Below are 17,594 nucleotides of genomic sequence, written 5' to 3'. Positions count from 1 at the left end.
CCGCTCACTTGGCCACCGCCGGACGCAGGAGCATCACATGCCGGTAGGTCTGCCCCGGATCGAGCCGGGCCGAGCCGAAGGCCGGCTGGTTGGGCGTGTCGGGGAACCTCTGCGGCTCGAGCGCGAAGCCGTCGCCCATGCGGTAAAGGCACCCCCCCTTGCCCGCGTTGGTCCCGTCGAGGAAATTGCCTGTGTACATCTGCAGCCCCGGCTCAGTGGAAAGGACTTCGAGGGCGCGCCCGGACACGGGGTCCTCGGCGCGGGCGACCAGCTCCGGCTGGGCGGTCACGCCCTTGTCGAGCACCCAGTTGTGATCGAACCCGCGGCCGACCAAAATCTGCGGATCGGTCCCGGCGCGCAGGCCGTCCGCCAGGCTCTTGCCCGCACGGAAATCGAATGGCGTGCCCTGGACCGCGGCCAGCGCGCCGGTCGGGATCAGCGTGGCATTCACCGGCGTGTAGCGACCGGCCGGAATGGTCAGGCGGTTGCCCGTGGCGCCCTGGGCGGAACACTGCCCCGCCAGGTTGAACAGGGCGTGGTTGGTCATGTTGATGATCGTCGGGGCGGACGACGAGGCCGTCATCGTGATGGTCAGCGCGCCCTTGTCGTCGAGCGCATAAGTGACCCGGGCTTTCACCTCGCCCGGATAGCCCTGGTCCCCGGAGGGGCTCGTCAGTGCCAGGGTGACGGCGGCCTGCGGAGTACTGACCACCGACTCGATGGTCCAGGTCCGGCGATCGAACCCCTGCCCGCCGCCATGCAGCGAGTTCTCGCCGTTGTTGAGCGGCAAGTGGTAGGTCCTGCCATCGATGGTGAAGGTACCGCGGGCAATGCGGTTGGCATAGCGCCCCACGGTCGCGCCGAAGAAGTCCTGCCGCGCCTCGTACTGGGCCGGATGGTCATGGCCCAGGATCACGTCCGCCATCTGCCCCTGGCGGTCAGGCAGGGCGTAGGATTGCAGCGTTGCGCCATAGGCCAGGACCCGGGCCGTGACACCGTTGGCGGCGGCCAGCAGCACGGTTTCGGCAGGCGTGCCATCGGCCAGTTGGCCGTCCACCGAACGGTCCGCCGTGGCGGCCGCAGCCGGACCGCATGCTGATGCAAGCGCCAGCCCGAGCGTCAGCACAGCCGCCCCTCCGAAACCCTTCCGCTTCATGGCCATTCTCCCGATCGCAGGGTGCGATTGACTCGTTTTCCTTATACTCCTACAAATGGGCTATACAAGGTGGGAGAGACAATGTGGCCGGTCCTGCACCGAAGGGCGCGACAGCGAGCGCGGACGGCAGCGCGGTCGGCGGGCACGGCAAGTCGCTCGCCCTGCTGGCCAGCCTCTTTTTCATGTGGGGGTTCATCACCGTCATCAACAACACGCTGCTGCCGCACCTGCGGAGCGTGTTCGATCTGAACTACACCCAGACCACCCTGATCGAGAGCGTCTGGTTCATTGCCTATGCCGTCGCGTCGATGCCCTCGGCATTCCTGATCGAGCGGGTCGGCTACAAGCGCGCGATCATCATCGGGCTGTCGGTGATGGCGCTGGGTGCGCTGGGCATGGTTCCGGCCGCGCGGCTCCCCTCGTTCGAGATCACGCTGATCGCACTGTTCGTGATCGCCTGCGGGATTGCCCTGCTCCAGGTGGCCGCCAATCCCTATGTCGCGGTGATCGGCCCGCCGGAAAGCTCGGAAAGCCGGCTGACGCTGGTCCAGGCGTTCAATTCGATGGGCACCTTCTTTGCCCCCTACTTCGGCGGTTACCTGATCCTCAGCCGGACGGTTTCGGGCACCACGCTGGAGGGGACCGCGGTCAGCGCCCAGCAACGGCTGGCCGACGCCCAGGCCACCCAGTTGCCTTACGTCCTGGTTGCCGTGGTTCTGGCGGTCATCGCCCTGGTCTTCTCGCGGGCAAAGCTGCCGGCCCTGGGCAGCGCGACGGGCCGTGCCAACGCCGAGCAGCGCCAGGCGCTCTCGCTTTGGCAGCATCGCAACCTGGTGTTCGGGGTGCCCGCGATCTTCATCTACCTGATCGCGGAAATCGGGGTGGCCAACCTGTTCATCAGCTTCGTCTCCCAGCCCCACATCGGCAACATGACCCACGCCGCCGCAGCCAACTATCTGGTGCTGCTCTGGGGCGGCATGATGGTCGGCCGGTTCGCCGGGGCCGTCCTGATGAAGCGGTTCGCGGCCGAGCGGGTGCTGGCCGCTTATGCCGGCGCCGCCCTGCTGGTGATGATCGGCGCGGCCACCCTGCAGGGTCCCGCGGCGATGTGGGCCCTGATCCTGGTCGGTCTGTGCCACTCGATCATGTTCCCGACGATCTTCGCTCTCGGCATCAAGGGTCTGGGCCCGCTGACCGAAGAGGGTTCGGGGCTGCTGATCACGGCCATCGCGGGCGGGGCGCTGGTCGTTGTGCAGGGCTGGCTGGCCGATCGGGTCGGGCTGCAGAACAGCTTTTGGCTGACGGTCGCCTGCGAGGTCTATGTGCTCTGGTACGCCCTCTCGGGCGCCCGGCCGACCCATGCCTTGCCCCCGGAAACCGCGCCGTGATCCGGCCGCACCGGTCCGCCGCCAACCGTGCCTGAGGCCGCGGCAGGATCGACGGACGCCGCCATCACAATGCCGCTCCCGTCTCGTCCGGTCTCGGCTCGTCGCGACGGGAAAGGATCAGGGGGCAGACCATCGCGCATCGGCGCTTGCAACACCGCAAGCTCACCGCCAGAAACCAGACTCCAGCGGAGGCCCGCACTGCGCTGATCTGCGCCGCGATCTGTGCCGCACGGTCTGACGTCGGACGATTTCCTGCTGCGATCGGTGCAACGCCCATGGATGACCCAAACAATCTTGCCGCCCGGCTACGTGCCCTCGAAGACCGCGAAGCCGTGCGGGATCTCATCGCGAGCTATGGCCCGCTGGCTGACAGCGGCGACGGCGAAGCCGCGGCCGCATTGTGGACCGAGGACGGGACTTACGAGGTGCTCGGCTTCGCCAAGGCGGTGGGACGAGCGGAAATCGCCGCGCTGATCGATGGGCCGGTGCACCGCGCGCTGATGGCGGACGGCTGCGCCCACATGCTGGGCCCGATCACGATAACGATCAGCGGTGACTCGGCGCAGGCTCGCGGCCACTCGCTGGTGCTGCGGCATACGGGCAGCGGCTTTGAAGCGCACCGGGTCGCGGCGAACCGCTGGACCCTGGCGCGGACCGCAGCCGGATGGCGCGTTACGCACCGGATCAACGCCCTGCTCGACGGCACGGAAGAGGCCCGCCTGCTGCTGGCCCCGAACTGAGCTCGTCGAGCGGCAGGTCGTCCTTCATCCGACGATTTGCCCACCATCGACCATGGCGAAGCAACCAGTGAGGCCTCGGCAACTGCCGGGTAGCTGCGTGGTGTCTGGCGGAGAGGGTGTCATCCCGATGACTAGCTTATAATTATGAAATAAAATAGAAATTAAAGGATGGAAAATCTTCAGCCCCACACTTTGCCCCACAGTGAAAGCTGCCCAGCAGTGTCAGCCGGGCAGATTGGCCGCATTGAATGTCCCGCAGTGTCAAAGGCGGTCGATTGCAGCGAAAGAAAGGGGCTCCGCCAAACGTGCAAGTTCCGATCCCTGGAACAACACACCACCAGTCCCAAATTGTGCAAAGGAGTCTCGGAGGATCGTATCGGGGGATGCATCTGAACTGATGCGGTGGATGCCCCCTTCCCCCGGCATCGTATGATGCTGAACGCGCCGAGCTGGCGCGCGAAGGAGGAGCAGATGACAGACGCATACCCGATCGCGCTGGAGGCCGTGCAGCGGATCGAAGCGCTGTTCGATGTTGAGCGCGGCATCAACGGCAAGCCCGCTGCCGACCGCCTGGCCATCTGCCAGGAGCTGAGTGCGCCGTTGATGGCCGATCTTCACGCCTGGCTCACCACCCAGCTCGCCCGGCTGTCGCGCAAAAATGACCTCACCAAGGCCATCAACTACCTGCTGCGGCGTTGACCCGTTTCCTCGACGATGGACGCATCTGCCTCTCCAAAAACGCCGCAGAACGGGCTCTGCGCTGTCTGCCGCTGGGCCGTAAGGCGTGGTTGTTCTGCGGGTCGGACTACGGCGGTCAGCGGGCGGCGGTGCTCTATACACTGATCCAGACGGCGCGGCTCAACGATGTCGATCCCCACGCGTGGCTCGCCCATGTGCTGGGACGGATTGCTGAGTGCCAGGTAACCAGGCTCAGTTCGCCCTTGCCGTGGAACTGGCAGCCTCGCCCCTGCGGGGCCACCCCGTCAACATCATGCGGCGCTGGAGATGGCTGCTAGCCCTGCTTCAAGCGCGCGATCAGCGCGTCGTCCAGTTGCCTGATCCGGACGTTCCGGAACATCACCTCGGCCGCCTCGAACTCGAGAGCGATCCGGCCGCCGGTCACGGGCTTGGCCTTGTCCGCGGTGCTATGACTGTCGATCATCGAGAACACGGTCAGGACAATCCGGCCGTTGACGAGGTGTGCCGCCTGGTCGCCGATCGCATAGAGATCCAGCGTATTCCAACCGGTCAGGTTTTCGTAGTTTCCGGCATGACGGAACCATTGCCGGGCTATGCCGCCCGCAGCCTGTGGCTCGTCATAGATCTTGGGCAAGGCCTGTATCCAGTTGGGCCACAGCGGCGTCCCGCCGAGCAGCGGTCCCTGAAGTCCCTTGGTGTTGACCATGATGGCGTCGCCAACGTCACCCTCCTCAACCTGGAACTCGACACAGTCAGGGAAGAGTCGGTCGCGCTCAGGGCCCATGTGATACAGAATGCCGCTGTTGCGCCGTTGCAGACTGCGCGGCGAGTAGCGCTCCTCGCCCCACTTGAAGTCCAGCCTCAGGTGATAGTTGCTCCACTCCTTCGTGGTCGCGATATGCCCCATCGTGGATTTCTGCGCCCGGTCGAACTTAGGGCCGAGAAAGTGCAGAATGCCTTGATCAATTGATATGACGCGATGCACGTCGCGGTCACCGACCTTGTCATGGAAGAAGGTCCACCCTTCAAGGTCCCTGCCGTTGAACAGCGACTGCCACTCCCCAGCCACGGAGCTGGGCGACTGTGCAAGAAGACGACGCGGCAGCATCCCTGACGCGCCTGCCAATCCGAACGCCTTGATAGCGAAGCGCCTGTCGAACATGCCACCTCCCTTATTGGAACGGGTATTCTATAGAGACCGTCCGGCTGTGTCGAGCGCCGGCCCGCGGGGCTCACCGAACGGTTACGCTCCAACACCGATACATGCAGATCGAAGGCATTGCCGAACTCAACGGATCAATGATCGAGGAGGAAAATCAGCCGCTACACATAACCGCCAGAGCAAGGGGCACTGCACCGGCGCGCTCTATGCCACGCTGGCGCGGGCCGGATTCTTTCCCGAGGCCGAGCTGGCGACCTACATGCAGCCGCTGACCCGCCTTGGCGGACACCCGGACCGCACCAAGACCCCAGGCGTCGAAACCAACACCGGTCCGCTCGGGCACGGGCTGCCGGTCGGGGTGGGCATCGCGATTGCGGGGCAGATCGACCAGGCCCCGTACCGGGTGTTCGTGATCACCGGCGATGGCGAACTGCAGGAAGGCAGCAACTGGGAAGCGGCGATGACGGCAGGCCACCGCAAGCTGTCCAACCTCACGCTCATCGTCGACCGCAACCGCCTGCAGCAGGGCGCGCGGACCGAAGACACCGTTAGCCTTGAACCGCTGGCGGACAAATGGCGCGCGTTCGGCTGGAACGTTGCCGAGGTTGACGGGCACGACATCGCCGCCATGATCCCCCTGCTCGATGGGTCCATCCCGCGCGAGCGACCTCTTTGCGTGATCGCCAGCACGATCAAGGGCAAGGGCATTTCGTTCATGGAAGACCAGGCCAGCTGGCACCACGGCGTGCCCAGCGCCGACCAGTTCGCCATCGCCATGAAGGAACTTGAAGCGTGAGTGCTGCCGCCCCTGCCGCAATCGGTGCGAAGCTATTCGACTGCCGCGATGCCTATGTCGCCGCTCTGGAAGACCTTGCCGCCACCGATCCCCGGATTGTCGCCGTGGTCAACGATTCGGTCGGCTCCAGCAAGCTAGGCGGGTTCCGCACCAGGTTCCCCGAACGGCTGATCAATGTCGGCATTGCCGAACAGAACATGGTCGGTGTCGGCGCAGGACTGGCCAATGGCGGCAAGATCGCGTTTGTTTCCGGTGCAGCCTGCTTTCTCACTGCGCGCTCGCTCGAACAGGTGAAGGCCGATCTTGCCTACTCGAACGCGAACGTCAAACTCTGCGGCATTTCCAGCGGCGTGGCCTATGGCGAGCTTGGCCCGACGCACCATTCGATCGAGGATGTTGCCTGGCTACGCACCATGGGCAACATCACCGTGCTGGTGCCGGCGGACCCGTGGGAAACCGATCAGGCCATCCGCGCGGCGGCAGCCCTGGCCGGCCCGGTCTTCATCCGCCTCAGCCGCATGGGCGTGCCCGCGCTTGAACGCCCGGCCGACGCAAGCTTCACCATCGGCAAGGCGGAAACCTTGCGCAAAGGCAGCGATGTGGCGATCATTGCCAATGGCACGATGGTATGGCGGGCGCTGGATGCCGCGGCCGCGCTGGCCGGCCAAGGCATCGCCGCGCGCGTGATCAACATGTCCACGATCACACCGCTCGACGAAGCCGCCATTCTTGCGGCCGCGCAGACCGGCGGGATCGTGACCGTGGAGGAAGGCTCGGTGCGCGGCGGGCTCGGCGGGGCCGTGGCTGAAATCGTCACTACCCGCTTCCCCTGCCCCATGCGCATTCTGGGCTTTCCCGGCTTTCTGCCGACCGGATCGGCCGAGTTCCTGATGGAGCACTTCGGCCTCACCGCCGCGGGCATCGCCGCCGCCGCACGCGCCGTGCTGGGGCGCTAGGTCGATGCGCGACGCCGTCCTCGCGATCGACCAGGGGACGACCAACACCAAGGCCCTGTTGGTTGCAGCAGACGGCAGCGTGATCGCCTCTGCCAGCGCACCGACTGCCACGCACCATCCCCGGCCCGGCTGGGCCGAACAATCGGCGCAAGCGATCTGGGACAGCGCGGCGCAGGTCATTGCCGCTTTGGCCACCACGCCAGATGTCCGGATTTCCGCCATCGCCATCTCCAACCAGCGCGAATCCGCCTTGCTGTGGGATGCGCAGACGGGTGCGCCGGTTGGCCCCTGCGTGATCTGGCAGTGCCGCCGCTCCGCACCGCAATGCGCAGCGCTGCGCGCCGATGGGCAGGCCGAAGCGATCCGGGCGATGACCGGTCTCGCGCTCGATCCGCTGTTCTCGGCCGGGAAATGGCGCTGGCTGCTGGACAACGTGCCCGAAGCCGGCAGGTTGCTCGACCAGGACCGCCTGCGCGCCGGGACTGTCGACACGTGGCTGCTGTGGAAGCTGACCGGCGGCGCGAGCCATGCCACCGATACCAGCAACGCCGCGCGCACGCAGTTGCTCGATCTGGCCACCGGGCAATGGGACGCCGGGCTTGCCGATTGCTTCGGCATACCGCTCGCAATCCTGCCGCAGGTCCGCCCCTCGGACAGCTGCTTCGGCACCACGGCTGCAGGCGCCGTTTCGGGCCTGCCCCCCGGCATCGCCATCCACGCCATGATGGGCGATAGCCACGCAGCACTCCATGGCCATGGCTTTGCTGCACCGGGCCACGTGAAGGTCACGCTCGGCACCGGTTCCTCGCTGATGTGTGCAGCAGATCGGCGGGTGCGCTCGCGGCACGGGCTGTCCGAAACGGTGGCCTGGCAGCGCGGCGACATCATCACCCATGCGCTGGAGGGCAACATCGCCGTATCCGGCCAGACCGCTGCGTACATTGGCAGCCTGCTGGGCGTTGGGGATGCGGAAGGCCTGACGCGGCTCGCCGCCTCGGTGCCGGACAGCGGCGGCGTCACCGTGCTGCCGGCTCTGTCCGGGCTCGGCGCGCCGCATTGGGACGATGCCGCGCGCGGGCTGATCGCCGGCCTGTCCCACGCCACCGGCCCGGCCCACATCGCTCGCGCGGCGCTGGAAGGCATCGCACACCAGATCTGCGACGTGGTCGAGGCGATCGAGGCCGATCTCGGTGCGCCTATCGCCATGCTGCACGCCGATGGCGGGGCGACGCGCAACGCCTTGCTGATCCAGTTGCTGGCCGATCTCGCGGATCGCCCGGTCCAGATCGCGGCCATTGCCGAACTGAGCGCCATGGGTGCCGCGCGAATGGCAGCATCGGCAGCAGGTCTGGGCGCGTTCAAGGATTCTGCCGCCAATGCGCCCGTGCACCCGTCGAAGCCCGCACCCCGGCGCATGGCCCTGCGCGCCGAGTGGAGCGCTGCCATCGCACAGAGCAGGCTGCGCGCCCGGTCTCTCGACTTCGAACGAAAAGCTGGGATTGAATGAATGAGCTTATTCCGGTGCCCACTAAACCGGCAGCTGGCCAGCGTCCCCGGCGCGGATGTCGGCATTGTCTGTAGCCCAGGCCCCGTCTCCCGGATCACTTCTCAGTGGCAATCAACAGGCATGGGTTCAAGGTGGCCTAATCATCAGGCGCATTTTGCCCTGTCGAGCAGCCATGATTACTTTGCCCATTTGGTTGGCCGAAATTGATAGGATTGCCATGCTTGATCGTCGCTGCTTTCTGTCCTCGACCGCTATGAGCCTGCTCCTTACTGTACCAGCTACGACTTGGGCTGGCCTGGCGAGGTTCAAATCAGCGCGCGTTATCATCGACAATGATTTTGCCGGCGATCCCGATGGTCTCTTCCAGCTCGCCCATCACCTTTTGAGCCCGTCAGTTGACGTTCCGCTGATCGTCAGTTCGCATTTGCCGACCAATTTCGGTGGCCCGGTTTCGGCTAGTGATGGCGTGAAGAAGGCGCAACAAGTGCTCGACATCATCAAGCGGGGACCTTTGCCCCATTTGGTCGGTGGGGCGGAATTGCCGATTTTGTCACGCAACCAATGGAAAGCGACCCCCGCGACCACAGCCATCATCCGCGAGGCGATGCGCGAAGACGCCAGGGAGCCATTGTTCTACGCTGCGGGCGCGAGCTTGACCGAACTGGCGATCGCATGGCTGAGCGAACCCAAGATCGGGAAGAGGATCAAGCTGGTGTGGATCGGCGGCAATGAACACCCTGGCCTTGCCTATCCTCCACCGGGTCCGGCCGAGCCGGAATTCAATTTCTCGGTCGATCCTGTTGCGGCACAGGTGATCTTCAATGAATCGGACATCGAGATATGGCAGGTTCCGCGCGATGTTTATCGCCAGTTTCTGATGTCGACCGCCGAAATTTCAGACCTGGCGAAAAGATGCCCAATCGGCCGATTCCTTGGCAAGCAGTTGGACGAGATGGAAGCCGCTCTTGCCAAAATCCCCGATTTTCCAGCGATGCCGATCAGCGACGTTTATGTTCTGGGCGACAGCCCTCTGGTCACGCTCACCGCCCTGATGACGCCAATCCAGCCAGACCCTTCCTCCAGCCGGTATATGCTCAAACCAACGCCGGAATTGCTGGCTGACGGCACCTATCGCGATAGAGCCGACACTCGCTCAATGCGGGTCTACACGATGGTGGACGCAGGCCTGACCTTTCGAGACATGATCAGCCGCTTCAAAGCGAGCGGACAATCCCGCTGAGAAACTGTTATTCGCGCGGCTGCACTCATTTGCCTGTCATATTCGTATCAAGCAGCCCCTGCGTGCGCATCCAGTGGTACAGCAGATCCATCCAGCCCTCTTCGGGTGAACCGGCAGGCCCTGTGCCAAAGCCATGCCCGCCCGCCGAAAACAGATGAAATTCGATTGACTTGCCAGCGGCGCGATAACTTTCGAGCAGCGGCAACCCCTTTTCGCGCGTCAGCAGGAAATCGTCAGCGGCAACTGCGACAAACATCGGCGGCGCATCGGAAGGCACGGACATCGGGGCCATGTTCGGATAGATCGGCGCAACGAAGTCCGGCTTGTCCGCGCCGCCCTTTTCCACAAGGCTGCGCGCGAGGAAACCTCCGGCTGAAAAGCCCATGAAGCCGACCCGTTTGGGGTTGATACCATATTCTGCAGCATTGGCGCGAACGTAGCGTAGCGCTGCGATACCATCTTCCAGTGCTTCGGCGGGTGTATCCTCAGGCGGCGCGAACGCAGCTTTTTGCCCCGAGATCATCTTGTCGAGTTCAGCCACAAAGACCTTCTGGTCGGGCGGCGTGGGCAAGGTGCGGTATTTCAGAACGAATGCGGTGATGCCGTGATTGGCAAACCAACGGGCTGCTTGCCAGCCTTCCTTGTCCATTTCCAGGCCCAGAAACGCACCCCCCGGAGCGATGATCACCGCGGCGAGAGACGGTTTGCCGACACGACGGAATGCGGTCAGCGTCGGCCGGGTGACATTGCGTACTGCATAGCCTCCCGCGTCGTTGGGATGCCAGATTTCACTGTCTACTTTTGAGGCGGCGGGAAGTTGTATGGTGTTGGGCTGAGCAGGCGCGGCAACAGTTGTCATCGGAATGCCAGACTGCGCCAACGCAGGCACAACAGTCGCACAAAACACCAGACAGAATCCGGTCAAGAAATGGCACCGATTGGCCGACATCATCAAAGCATCCTTTGGGTGTGAACATTTCGCTCCGGTCTTCGCCCGATATGGAAAAATGGGCCGCCGCCACATGGCAGCGGCCCGATATGCGTCAGAAGTTGATGCCCGCCCGCACGCCGATGGTGCGGACCGATTCAAAGCTGAAGCGCTGGTTCAGCGTCAGCACTGGCGGGGCAACACCCACCGGGTTGGCATCGCCACCGTCAGACCCGACCGAGATCGGGCGGATCTCGTTCGTGCAGTTCTTGCAGAACAGGCTGATGTTCCAGTGGTCAGCCTTGATGCCAAGGCGCAGGTCAATCGTGTCCCAGGTGGGGATCGTGAACGGTGCGCCGATACCGGCGGATTGGGGCGAGCGGTGGTAATAGCCCACCCCGAACTGCGCTTCGAGGCCATCCGTGATCGGCGCGGCGTATTCAGCGCCGAGCGTCGCGGTGAACTTCGAGGATAGCGGCAACTGGTAGCCCTTGGCGTTGAACGTGCCGACGAAGCCGGGCAGCGACGAGTTGATGTCGGCCTTGCAACCGCCGGTCGTCTGCGTCGGGAAGCACTGCGCGCCCGGATAGTCGTCGAACGTCGCGTCAGCATAGGACGCCGAGCCCGACAGGGTCAGACCTTTTGCGGGACGGGCCTGCAACGAGAAGTCGATGCCCTTGGTCGTCGCCGTGGCCGCATTGCCCAGCACGAAGGTGCGCAGCGCCTGTACAAATGCCTGGACCTGCAGATCATAGAACTTCGTGTAGAAGCCCGAGAGACTGAACGTCAGCGCGCCATCGAGCGCCTTGCCCTTGATGCCCAATTCCCCGCCGCGCGAGATTTCCGGGCGGACCGCCAGATCTGCATTGGGAGCAGGCGCGGTGTTCGAGAAGCCCGGTCCCTTGAAGCCTTCGCCGTAGAAGCCGTAAACCATCAGGTCAGGCGTTGCCTGCCAGTCGAAGCCGACCTTATAGCTGAGATCGGTAGCGTCGGTGGTCTGGTTGGTGACGTTGTTCTTCACGCCGAGCGTGACGAAGTACTTACCAAAGTTCTCGCGCAGGTTTATCTGCGCCTTTTCGTAGGTCATGCGCGCGCCGGCTGTGAGCTTGAAGGTATCGGCCAACTGATAGCTGAGCTGGCCGAAGCCGGCATAGCTGTCGTTCTGCAGGCGGTACTGGAAGTCTTGGCCGAGGAACGAGGTGTTGCTGACGCCACAAGCGGGCGGCGGACCAGCCGTAACCGTTGCGCCAATGCAGAACGGGAAACCGACCAGCACGAAATCGGGAATGCCTGTGTTGCCGCCCCGGAAGCCCGAGTTGTTGCCGACCGAGCGGTAGTAGTAGAGGCCGAACTGGCCCGACAGCGCATTGCCGGTCGGCAGGGCGAGGCGCAGCTCCTGCGAGTACTGGTCGTACTTCTGGTTGGCGCCATTGTAGCTGAAGAAGTTGAACGGCGTCTGGTCGGAATCGAACTGGAAGTTGGTCTTGGCCTGCTTCCAGGCTGTGATGCTGGTCAGCTCCATGCCGTTGCCGAGCTTCAGGCTGACGTTCGCCTGAAGGCCGCCGGTGTCGCTGTCGCGGTAGTTAGGGGCTTCGGCCGCGAAGTTGAAGTTTGCCGCGCCCGCGACAAGCCCGCGTGCCGGATACTGGCTGCCCGGGCCGAATTCGCGGAAGGTGATGTCATAGCGGCCGGTGATGCCACGCTGGCGGTTGTAGTCGCCGATGATGTAGACAGAGAGATTGTCGGTCGGTTCGAACAGAAGCTTGGCACGCAGGCCAAGGTTCGTGAGACCAAGATCGTTGCGAACCGCCGGATTGACCTTCGAAACCGTGATCGGGTCCTGATCGCTGTAGATGGCGTTCAGGCGCAGCGCGGCCTTGTCGCCCAGCGGAGCATTGACGGTCGAACGGATTTGGTAGCCCGTGCCGTCGTCTCCCGGACGGGCGCGCTGAACGAGTTCACCATCGGCGCTGAACGAGAACTCGCCGAGTTTGGGCTTGTTGGTGGTGATGTTGACCAGACCGGCCGAAGCATTCTTGCCGAACAGCAGGCCTTGCGGCCCGTTCAGCACCTCGACGCGCGCCACGTCGTAAAATGCGTTGGCCGCATACTCCCGGTTGCCGAGAACGACGTCGTCGACGACCTGAGAAACGCTGGCTTCGACGGTGTTGGCAAAGGTTGCCGTACCGACGCCGCGCACCGAAAAGGTATTGTCCTGCGCCACCTGCAGGCTCGGCGCGAGCCTCGTCACGGCCGTGAGATCGTTGGCGCCGCGCTGGATAAGCTGCTCTGCGCCCACCACGGTCACGCTGACCGGAACCTTGAGCACGTTTTCACTGCGGCGCTGCGCGGTAACAATGATCTCGCCGATCTCGCCGGGCGTTGATGCTTCCTCGGCTGCCGACTGGCCGGCTGCCTGAGCGAAAGCGGGAAAGGACGAGAACAGCGCAATGACTGCGATTGATGCCGACTGCACGAGCCGGGTCTTCCTGCTGAAGTTCATGGATTATCCTCCCATTTGCACGATAATGCGGACTATGCTTGCGCCCCGCCGGTCCGCATGGCCGACGTCCCCCCTCTTCAGGGTATGATGATCGTTGCGTGGCGTTCGTTGCGCACGATGGCTGGCTGGAATTCGGGCGGGAAATAAGGATGGCGATAGCGGATTGCGCTGCCGATCAGATGAACCCCGCGCGTCAGTCCGCCTTCCTTGGGCACTACGACAGTGAAATGGTCGCCCACGTAAAGTCGGGTCTGCGTCGCCTGGTTCAGTTCCTCGCGGGTGTATTCCCTGTCGCCGAGACGGAACAGGTTGCCGTCAGCCGGATAGAGGACGCCATCCACGGTGATGTCGACGCCCTCGATCAGGCTCAGCCGCGAGGAGCGGTAGTTGGCCTGCCGGATTCGGACTTCAAAGCCGGTGCGGGCACCTTCGGGACCGACATTGCGGAAGCCGGTGCTCTGGATATGGCTGCGCTCAAGCATTGGCCGTCTCCAAGATCGCGGCGTCGAATTCTTCTTCAAGCTTGCGGATCAGCGCGTGCTGGCGGCGCACCTGCTCGATCGCCACCCACGGGTCGCGCTTGCCCTCGTACTCGCTCGAGAGATAGCCGGCGTAGCCAAGCGTCTTGAACATCGGCACGATCCGCTCCCACGGGATCTGGTGGTCGTGCAGGTTCTCGTCGATGTTGTGGAATTTGGCCTGGATGAAGGGCACGTACTGGATCACGTCGGCCAGGTGCTCGACCGGAACCTTGGTCCCGTAAACCATTTCCGGCGCGCCCTTCTTGATCGATTCAAAATCCCCGCCACCCCAGGCGTCAAGCGGACGATCCTGAAAAATGCCGGTATCGATCATCAGGCCGAAGTTCTTGGTCCCGGTGCGCTCGATGAATTTCACGTAAGCATCCGTCACCGGGTGCCGGATCGGGGTTGGTGCGTGAATTTCGGGCAGGATCACCAGGTCAAGCTGGTGCGCCAGATCAAGACTGCGCTCTACGGCACCCTCCCAGATCGGGTCTGGGGTAAGTTCGCGGTCGCTCACACCGAACTTGGGGCGAATGAACTTGAAGCCAAGCTTGTGCGCCAGACGCAGGTCCTGCGCGATTTGCGCCGCGCCTTCCTCCACGGTCATGTTGCGGTCAATCTGGATACGTGTGTCGACCCAGCAGGCGAAGTTGGTCGGCTCCAGCTTGTAGCGGTCAAGTTGCGCGAACCAATGATCAAGCCAGGCTGCGGGCGGCTCGGGATAGAGCGGCACGCTGGTCTCACCCAGAATCTCGATGCCCGTGGACCCCGTATCGGCGACGTGATCGAACGCATCGTCCAGCGTCATCACAGTGCCGAAGTCATCGGTATAGCTGTACAGCGAAACGCCGTATCGGAAGCCTGTCACAGCAAATCCTCGCCCTCCGCGCGATCTTAATGATCGTCGCTCATTATCGCTTTATAAGCGGCGCTAATTATCCCTGCAAGTGAAAATAAGCAGCGCTCTTTAAGGGGCCGGAGGGTTGCAGAACGGGCACTTTCGCAGCACATGTGGCACATGGCGACATTGCAATTGACCAAGGACCGGCGCGGACGGCCCTCGCACAGAGAAGATCTGCGGCAGGAACTGCTGGATGCTGCGCGGGCGTTCATCGTGCGCGAAGGATACGAAAACCTGTCGATACGGCGGCTGGCCGAGGAAATCGGCGTTAGTTCGGCCGCTCCCTACAACCATTTTCCCGATCGCCGCGCCTTGCTGATCGCGGTGGCGACCGATGGCTACCGGCTGATGTTCGAAGAATCGCTGCAGGCCATGACCAGCAACGATCCGCGACACAGCTTGCGAGCGCTGCTTCTGGATTTCCTCCGCTTCGCGAAACAGAACCGCCGCCTGTTTTCGTTAATGTACGAAAGTGAACTGGTTCGCGAAGGGATGGCCCCGGAGATTCAGGAAGCGCAGGACATTGGCTTCCGGCGGTTGCACGAGATCATTCTGGCGGTCGTGCCGCATCTGTCAGACCGCGAACGCGGCATTCGCACGGCAACCTTGTGGTGCGCGGTCTTCGGTTTCGCGCTCCAGACCAATCGCTCCATGATCCGCACGCCCCAGCCAGAGCCTGAACACGATGAATTGGGTGCAGCGCTGGTCGAAAGATCACTCCGTCTGCTCGACGATTAAGTCGTAACGTGCCTGCCCTGGCAACTGGTTGTCTGTCGTCAGAACATTCGGCACGGCTCTGTCAGACCTGTGTGGCAGGCGCATCGTTAGGCTGCTAGATCGCTCTGATGCCACGCAAATCCCGCGCGAAGCCGCCCAGTCCGTTCAAGGGGTTCAGCTCGTCGCCTGAGGTGATCCTGCTCGTTGTCCTCATGTACGTGCGGTTTCCGCTCAGCCTGCGGAACGTGGAAAACCTTTTGTTCGAGCGCGGGGTCGACATCTGCCACGAGACCGTGCGGCACTGGTGGAACAGGTTCGGTCCGCTGTTTGCCGCCGAGATCCGCCGCCAGCGAGTCAGCCGGATGCGCGGCTTCCGCCACTGGAAGTGGCACCTGGATGAAATGTACGTCCGGGTGAATGGCGAGATGGTGTACCTGTGGCGTGCCTTCGACCACGAAGGGGAAGTGCTGGAAAGCTACGTTACCAGGACCCGCGACAAAGCGGCTGCGCTCCGTTTCATGAAGAAGGTGCTGAAGCGGCACGCATCCCCCGTAACCATCGTCACTGACGGCCTCCGCTCGTATCGCGCCGCGATGACCGAACTGGGCAATGCGGAGAAACAGGTGACCGGCCGCCACGCCAACAATCGGGCGGAGAACAGCCACCTGCCGCTCCGACGACGCGAGCGAGCAATGCTGCGCTTCAGCCAAATGAAATCACTGCAGAAGTTCGCTTCGGTTCACGCTTCGTTTGACAACCATTTTGCTCAGGAACGTCACCTCGTCGATCGCATCACTTTCAAGAAACGTCGCTCCGCCGCACTTGAGGAGTTGCAGATGCTCGCAAGCTGAAGGCATCAATTCCTGAGCCGGATCCTGCCAAGTGGAGACTGGTTCGCACAAGACTGACAGCACCTGCGTGCGGCATGAGTCTGTCATCACAAATGGCTGATTCCATGAGGCCTTGCCAGAAAGTTGCGCCTGTGCCCCTGTCTGAAAGGTTGGCGTAAGTCACACGGACTACCGTCAACGCACAAAACAACAGAGTGGGATGCCCAGTGCCATGACACCTGCCCTTCGGCTTGCCGCGCTGCTTATGGCCAGCACAGTGGCGGTCTTGACCAACCCCGCCTTGGCCCAGCCTGCCAGGACGCTTCCCGACCCAGCGACGTTCGATTACCGCGACTTGCAGAACGAACTTCGCAACAAGATGGATGGCTCCTACACCGTCGCTATCACGGGTGACCTGCTGTTCCAGGAACCCGCGGGCAAACGCATAGGCCCGGCAATCCGGTCCGTGTTGAAGGCCGCGGATACGACGATCGGCAACCTAGAAGTCTATCTTGTCGATCGCCAGTCTTGGGCCGGCAGCCATGGCTACCGCAATAACTGGGCGCCTAAGGAAGTCGCGGCAGACCTTGCCGACCTCGGCTTCGACCTCGTGGCGCCGGGCGAGGCTGATGGTGGCCCAGACGAGCAGATCGAAACCATGAAGTACCTTGATGCGGTCGGCATCAAGCGTCCGGGCTATGGACCCAACCTGTCGATCGCGCGTCAACCGGCCTTCCAGGAGTTGCCGCAGGGCCGAGTGGCCATGGTAGCGGCTTTTCCGTTCGGACCGGTCGGCACGGATCCGATCGCCCGCAACAAGGTGGGTAACGACTTCGGGGAGGAGGCCGGGCTCAACCCGCTCCGTTTGACACAGTGGCTAACCGTCACCCAGGCGCAGTTCGATCAACTCAAGGCTATCCGGGATTCTATCCTCGCCCGCCGCGAGGAGTCCGATGTTGCCCGTCCCGCACCTCTGCCCAGGGACCGGCCTGGTCGGCTCAACCTGTTCGGCAAGAACTACATGGTGGCGGAGAAGCCTGGCGAATTCCGCTACGAAATGAACGAGACCGATCGCCAATCGCAGGTACTCGCGGTCCGCAACGCCAAGGAATATGCTGATTTCGTTGTCTTTACCACGCACATCCACGAGAACCGATATGCCTTCCAGGCCTACTCGCAGGACCACTACCCGCCAGACTATGTCCGCACTCTGGCGCGTGAATTGATCGACAATGGCGCCGACATGTTCCTTGGCAGCGGCAACCACACGATGCAGGGTATCGAGATCTACAAGGGCCGCCCGATCTTCTACAATCCCGGCAACTTCGCAGTGCAGCGGTTCGGCTCGGACGACAGTCCGCCCAATCCTGAAGGCCTGACCAACATCGAGGCGAACGAGCTGCGCGAGGACTGGCTGCAGCTGTCCGTCGTCAGAACATTCGGCACAACTCGCGGCGTAGATTAGCGGAGTGCGGGCCTCGTCTGGGGGTTGATATTAGGCGGCGAGCTTGCGGTGCTGCAAGCGCCGATGTTCGATGGTCTGTTGC

15 protein-coding genes and 1 pseudogene are annotated in these 17,594 nt (G+C 63.2%); 10 read left to right on the top strand and 6 right to left on the bottom strand.

All coding sequences use genetic code 11. The features are described 5' to 3' along the window. Nucleotides 1–4: 4 nt before the first annotated feature. Nucleotides 5–1,156 (bottom strand): aldose epimerase family protein, encoded by a 1,152-nt coding sequence (locus tag H7F49_RS14700; RefSeq protein WP_185684331.1) that lies wholly within the window; start codon nt 1,154–1,156, stop codon nt 5–7. 83 nt (nt 1,157–1,239) lie between these two features. Between H7F49_RS14700 and H7F49_RS14695 the strand changes: the two genes are divergently transcribed. The 3 genes and pseudogenes from H7F49_RS14695 to H7F49_RS14685 form a co-directional block, all read left to right on the top strand. Continuing rightward, complete coding sequence (locus H7F49_RS14695) at nt 1,240–2,544, top strand: sugar MFS transporter (RefSeq protein WP_328806779.1); 1,305 nt, start codon at nt 1,240–1,242, stop codon at nt 2,542–2,544. A 275-nt stretch (nt 2,545–2,819) separates the two neighbouring features. Beyond that, nucleotides 2,820–3,284 carry a nuclear transport factor 2 family protein gene (locus tag H7F49_RS14690; protein ID WP_185684330.1) on the top strand — a complete coding sequence of 155 codons (465 nt, stop codon included), beginning with the start codon at nt 2,820–2,822 and terminating at the stop codon, nt 3,282–3,284. A 480-nt stretch (nt 3,285–3,764) separates the two neighbouring features. Beyond that, nucleotides 3,765–4,300, top strand: a pseudogene (locus H7F49_RS14685) (IS66 family transposase); the annotation flags it as partial. On the opposite strand, the gene H7F49_RS14680 reads toward H7F49_RS14685, so the two are convergent. Next, the gene (locus H7F49_RS14680) at nt 4,297–5,145 is read right to left on the bottom strand and encodes a 3-keto-disaccharide hydrolase (RefSeq protein ID WP_185684329.1); all 849 of its coding nucleotides are present in this window, start codon (nt 5,143–5,145) and stop codon (nt 4,297–4,299) included. The pseudogene H7F49_RS14685 and the gene H7F49_RS14680 overlap by 4 nt on opposite strands. A 214-nt stretch (nt 5,146–5,359) precedes the next feature. Here H7F49_RS14680 and H7F49_RS14675 point away from each other — a divergent pair, with 214 nt between their 5' ends. From H7F49_RS14675 to H7F49_RS14660, 4 genes are all read left to right on the top strand, one after another. Further along, entirely contained in the window at nt 5,360–5,941 is a 582-nt protein-coding gene (locus H7F49_RS14675) for a transketolase (RefSeq protein ID WP_235982203.1), read from the top strand. Next, nucleotides 5,938–6,897, top strand: coding sequence for a transketolase family protein (locus tag H7F49_RS19930; RefSeq protein WP_185684328.1), 960 nt, complete (start codon nt 5,938–5,940; stop codon nt 6,895–6,897). The genes H7F49_RS14675 and H7F49_RS19930 overlap by 4 nt, the downstream gene beginning before the upstream one ends. Before the next feature lie 4 nt (nt 6,898–6,901). Next, complete coding sequence (locus H7F49_RS14665; RefSeq protein WP_185684327.1) at nt 6,902–8,404, top strand: FGGY family carbohydrate kinase; 1,503 nt, start codon at nt 6,902–6,904, stop codon at nt 8,402–8,404. 217 nt (nt 8,405–8,621) lie between these two features. Next, nucleotides 8,622–9,644, top strand: a complete 1,023-nt coding sequence (locus tag H7F49_RS14660; protein ID WP_185684326.1) for a nucleoside hydrolase — start codon at nt 8,622–8,624, stop codon at nt 9,642–9,644. 25 nt (nt 9,645–9,669) lie between these two features. On the opposite strand, the gene H7F49_RS14655 is transcribed toward H7F49_RS14660, so the two are convergent. From H7F49_RS14655 to H7F49_RS14640, 4 genes are all read right to left on the bottom strand, one after another. Next, nucleotides 9,670–10,596 (bottom strand): alpha/beta hydrolase, encoded by a 927-nt coding sequence (locus tag H7F49_RS14655; protein ID WP_235982195.1) that lies wholly within the window; start codon nt 10,594–10,596, stop codon nt 9,670–9,672. Nucleotides 10,597–10,687: 91 nt separating this feature from the next. Next, entirely contained in the window at nt 10,688–13,075 is a 2,388-nt protein-coding gene (locus tag H7F49_RS14650; protein WP_185684325.1) for a TonB-dependent receptor, read from the bottom strand. 77 nt (nt 13,076–13,152) lie between these two features. Then, complete coding sequence (locus H7F49_RS14645; RefSeq protein ID WP_185684324.1) at nt 13,153–13,557, bottom strand: C-glycoside deglycosidase beta subunit domain-containing protein; 405 nt, start codon at nt 13,555–13,557, stop codon at nt 13,153–13,155. Beyond that, nucleotides 13,550–14,467, bottom strand: coding sequence for a sugar phosphate isomerase/epimerase family protein (locus H7F49_RS14640; protein WP_185684323.1), 918 nt, complete (start codon nt 14,465–14,467; stop codon nt 13,550–13,552). The genes H7F49_RS14645 and H7F49_RS14640 overlap by 8 nt, the downstream gene beginning before the upstream one ends. A gap of 150 nt (nt 14,468–14,617) precedes the next feature. On the opposite strand from H7F49_RS14640, the gene H7F49_RS14635 reads away from it, so the two are divergent. The 3 genes from H7F49_RS14635 (at nt 14,618) to H7F49_RS14625 (ending at nt 17,512) form a co-directional block, all read left to right on the top strand. Further along, nucleotides 14,618–15,238, top strand: a complete 621-nt coding sequence (locus tag H7F49_RS14635; protein ID WP_185684322.1) for a TetR/AcrR family transcriptional regulator — start codon at nt 14,618–14,620, stop codon at nt 15,236–15,238. Between the two features lie 107 nt (nt 15,239–15,345). Further along, a complete protein-coding gene (locus tag H7F49_RS14630) occupies nt 15,346–16,068 on the top strand; it encodes an IS6 family transposase (protein WP_185684321.1) in 723 nt (240 codons plus the stop codon). A gap of 265 nt (nt 16,069–16,333) precedes the next feature. Further along, nucleotides 16,334–17,512 (top strand): CapA family protein, encoded by a 1,179-nt coding sequence (locus H7F49_RS14625; protein WP_185684320.1) that lies wholly within the window; start codon nt 16,334–16,336, stop codon nt 17,510–17,512. Nucleotides 17,513–17,594: the final 82 nt, after the last annotated feature.

The sequence above is a fragment of the Novosphingobium aerophilum genome (assembly GCF_014230305.1).
GTDB classification, from domain to species: Bacteria; Pseudomonadota; Alphaproteobacteria; order Sphingomonadales; family Sphingomonadaceae; genus Novosphingobium; species Novosphingobium aerophilum.
The sequence above is the reverse complement of the archived record's forward strand: the minus strand, read 5'-3'. Positions and strand labels throughout refer to the sequence as shown.

Bases quoted from the DNA above. Each gene is read 5' to 3' on its own strand.
- H7F49_RS14700 (WP_185684331.1), bottom strand. From the start codon at position 1,156: ATGAAGCGGAAGGGTTTCGGAGGGGCGGCTGTGCTGACGCTCGGGCTG.
- H7F49_RS14690 (WP_185684330.1), top strand. From the start codon at position 2,820: ATGGATGACCCAAACAATCTTGCCGCCCGGCTACGTGCCCTCGAAGAC.
- H7F49_RS14680 (WP_185684329.1), bottom strand. From the start codon at position 5,145: ATGTTCGACAGGCGCTTCGCTATCAAGGCGTTCGGATTGGCAGGCGCG.
- H7F49_RS14665 (WP_185684327.1), top strand. From the start codon at position 6,902: ATGCGCGACGCCGTCCTCGCGATCGACCAGGGGACGACCAACACCAAG.
- H7F49_RS14660 (WP_185684326.1), top strand. From the start codon at position 8,622: ATGCTTGATCGTCGCTGCTTTCTGTCCTCGACCGCTATGAGCCTGCTC.
- H7F49_RS14655 (WP_235982195.1), bottom strand. From the start codon at position 10,596: ATGATGTCGGCCAATCGGTGCCATTTCTTGACCGGATTCTGTCTGGTG.
- H7F49_RS14650 (WP_185684325.1), bottom strand. From the start codon at position 13,075: ATGAACTTCAGCAGGAAGACCCGGCTCGTGCAGTCGGCATCAATCGCA.
- H7F49_RS14645 (WP_185684324.1), bottom strand. From the start codon at position 13,557: ATGCTTGAGCGCAGCCATATCCAGAGCACCGGCTTCCGCAATGTCGGT.
- H7F49_RS14635 (WP_185684322.1), top strand. From the start codon at position 14,618: ATGGCGACATTGCAATTGACCAAGGACCGGCGCGGACGGCCCTCGCAC.
- H7F49_RS14630 (WP_185684321.1), top strand. From the start codon at position 15,346: ATGCCACGCAAATCCCGCGCGAAGCCGCCCAGTCCGTTCAAGGGGTTC.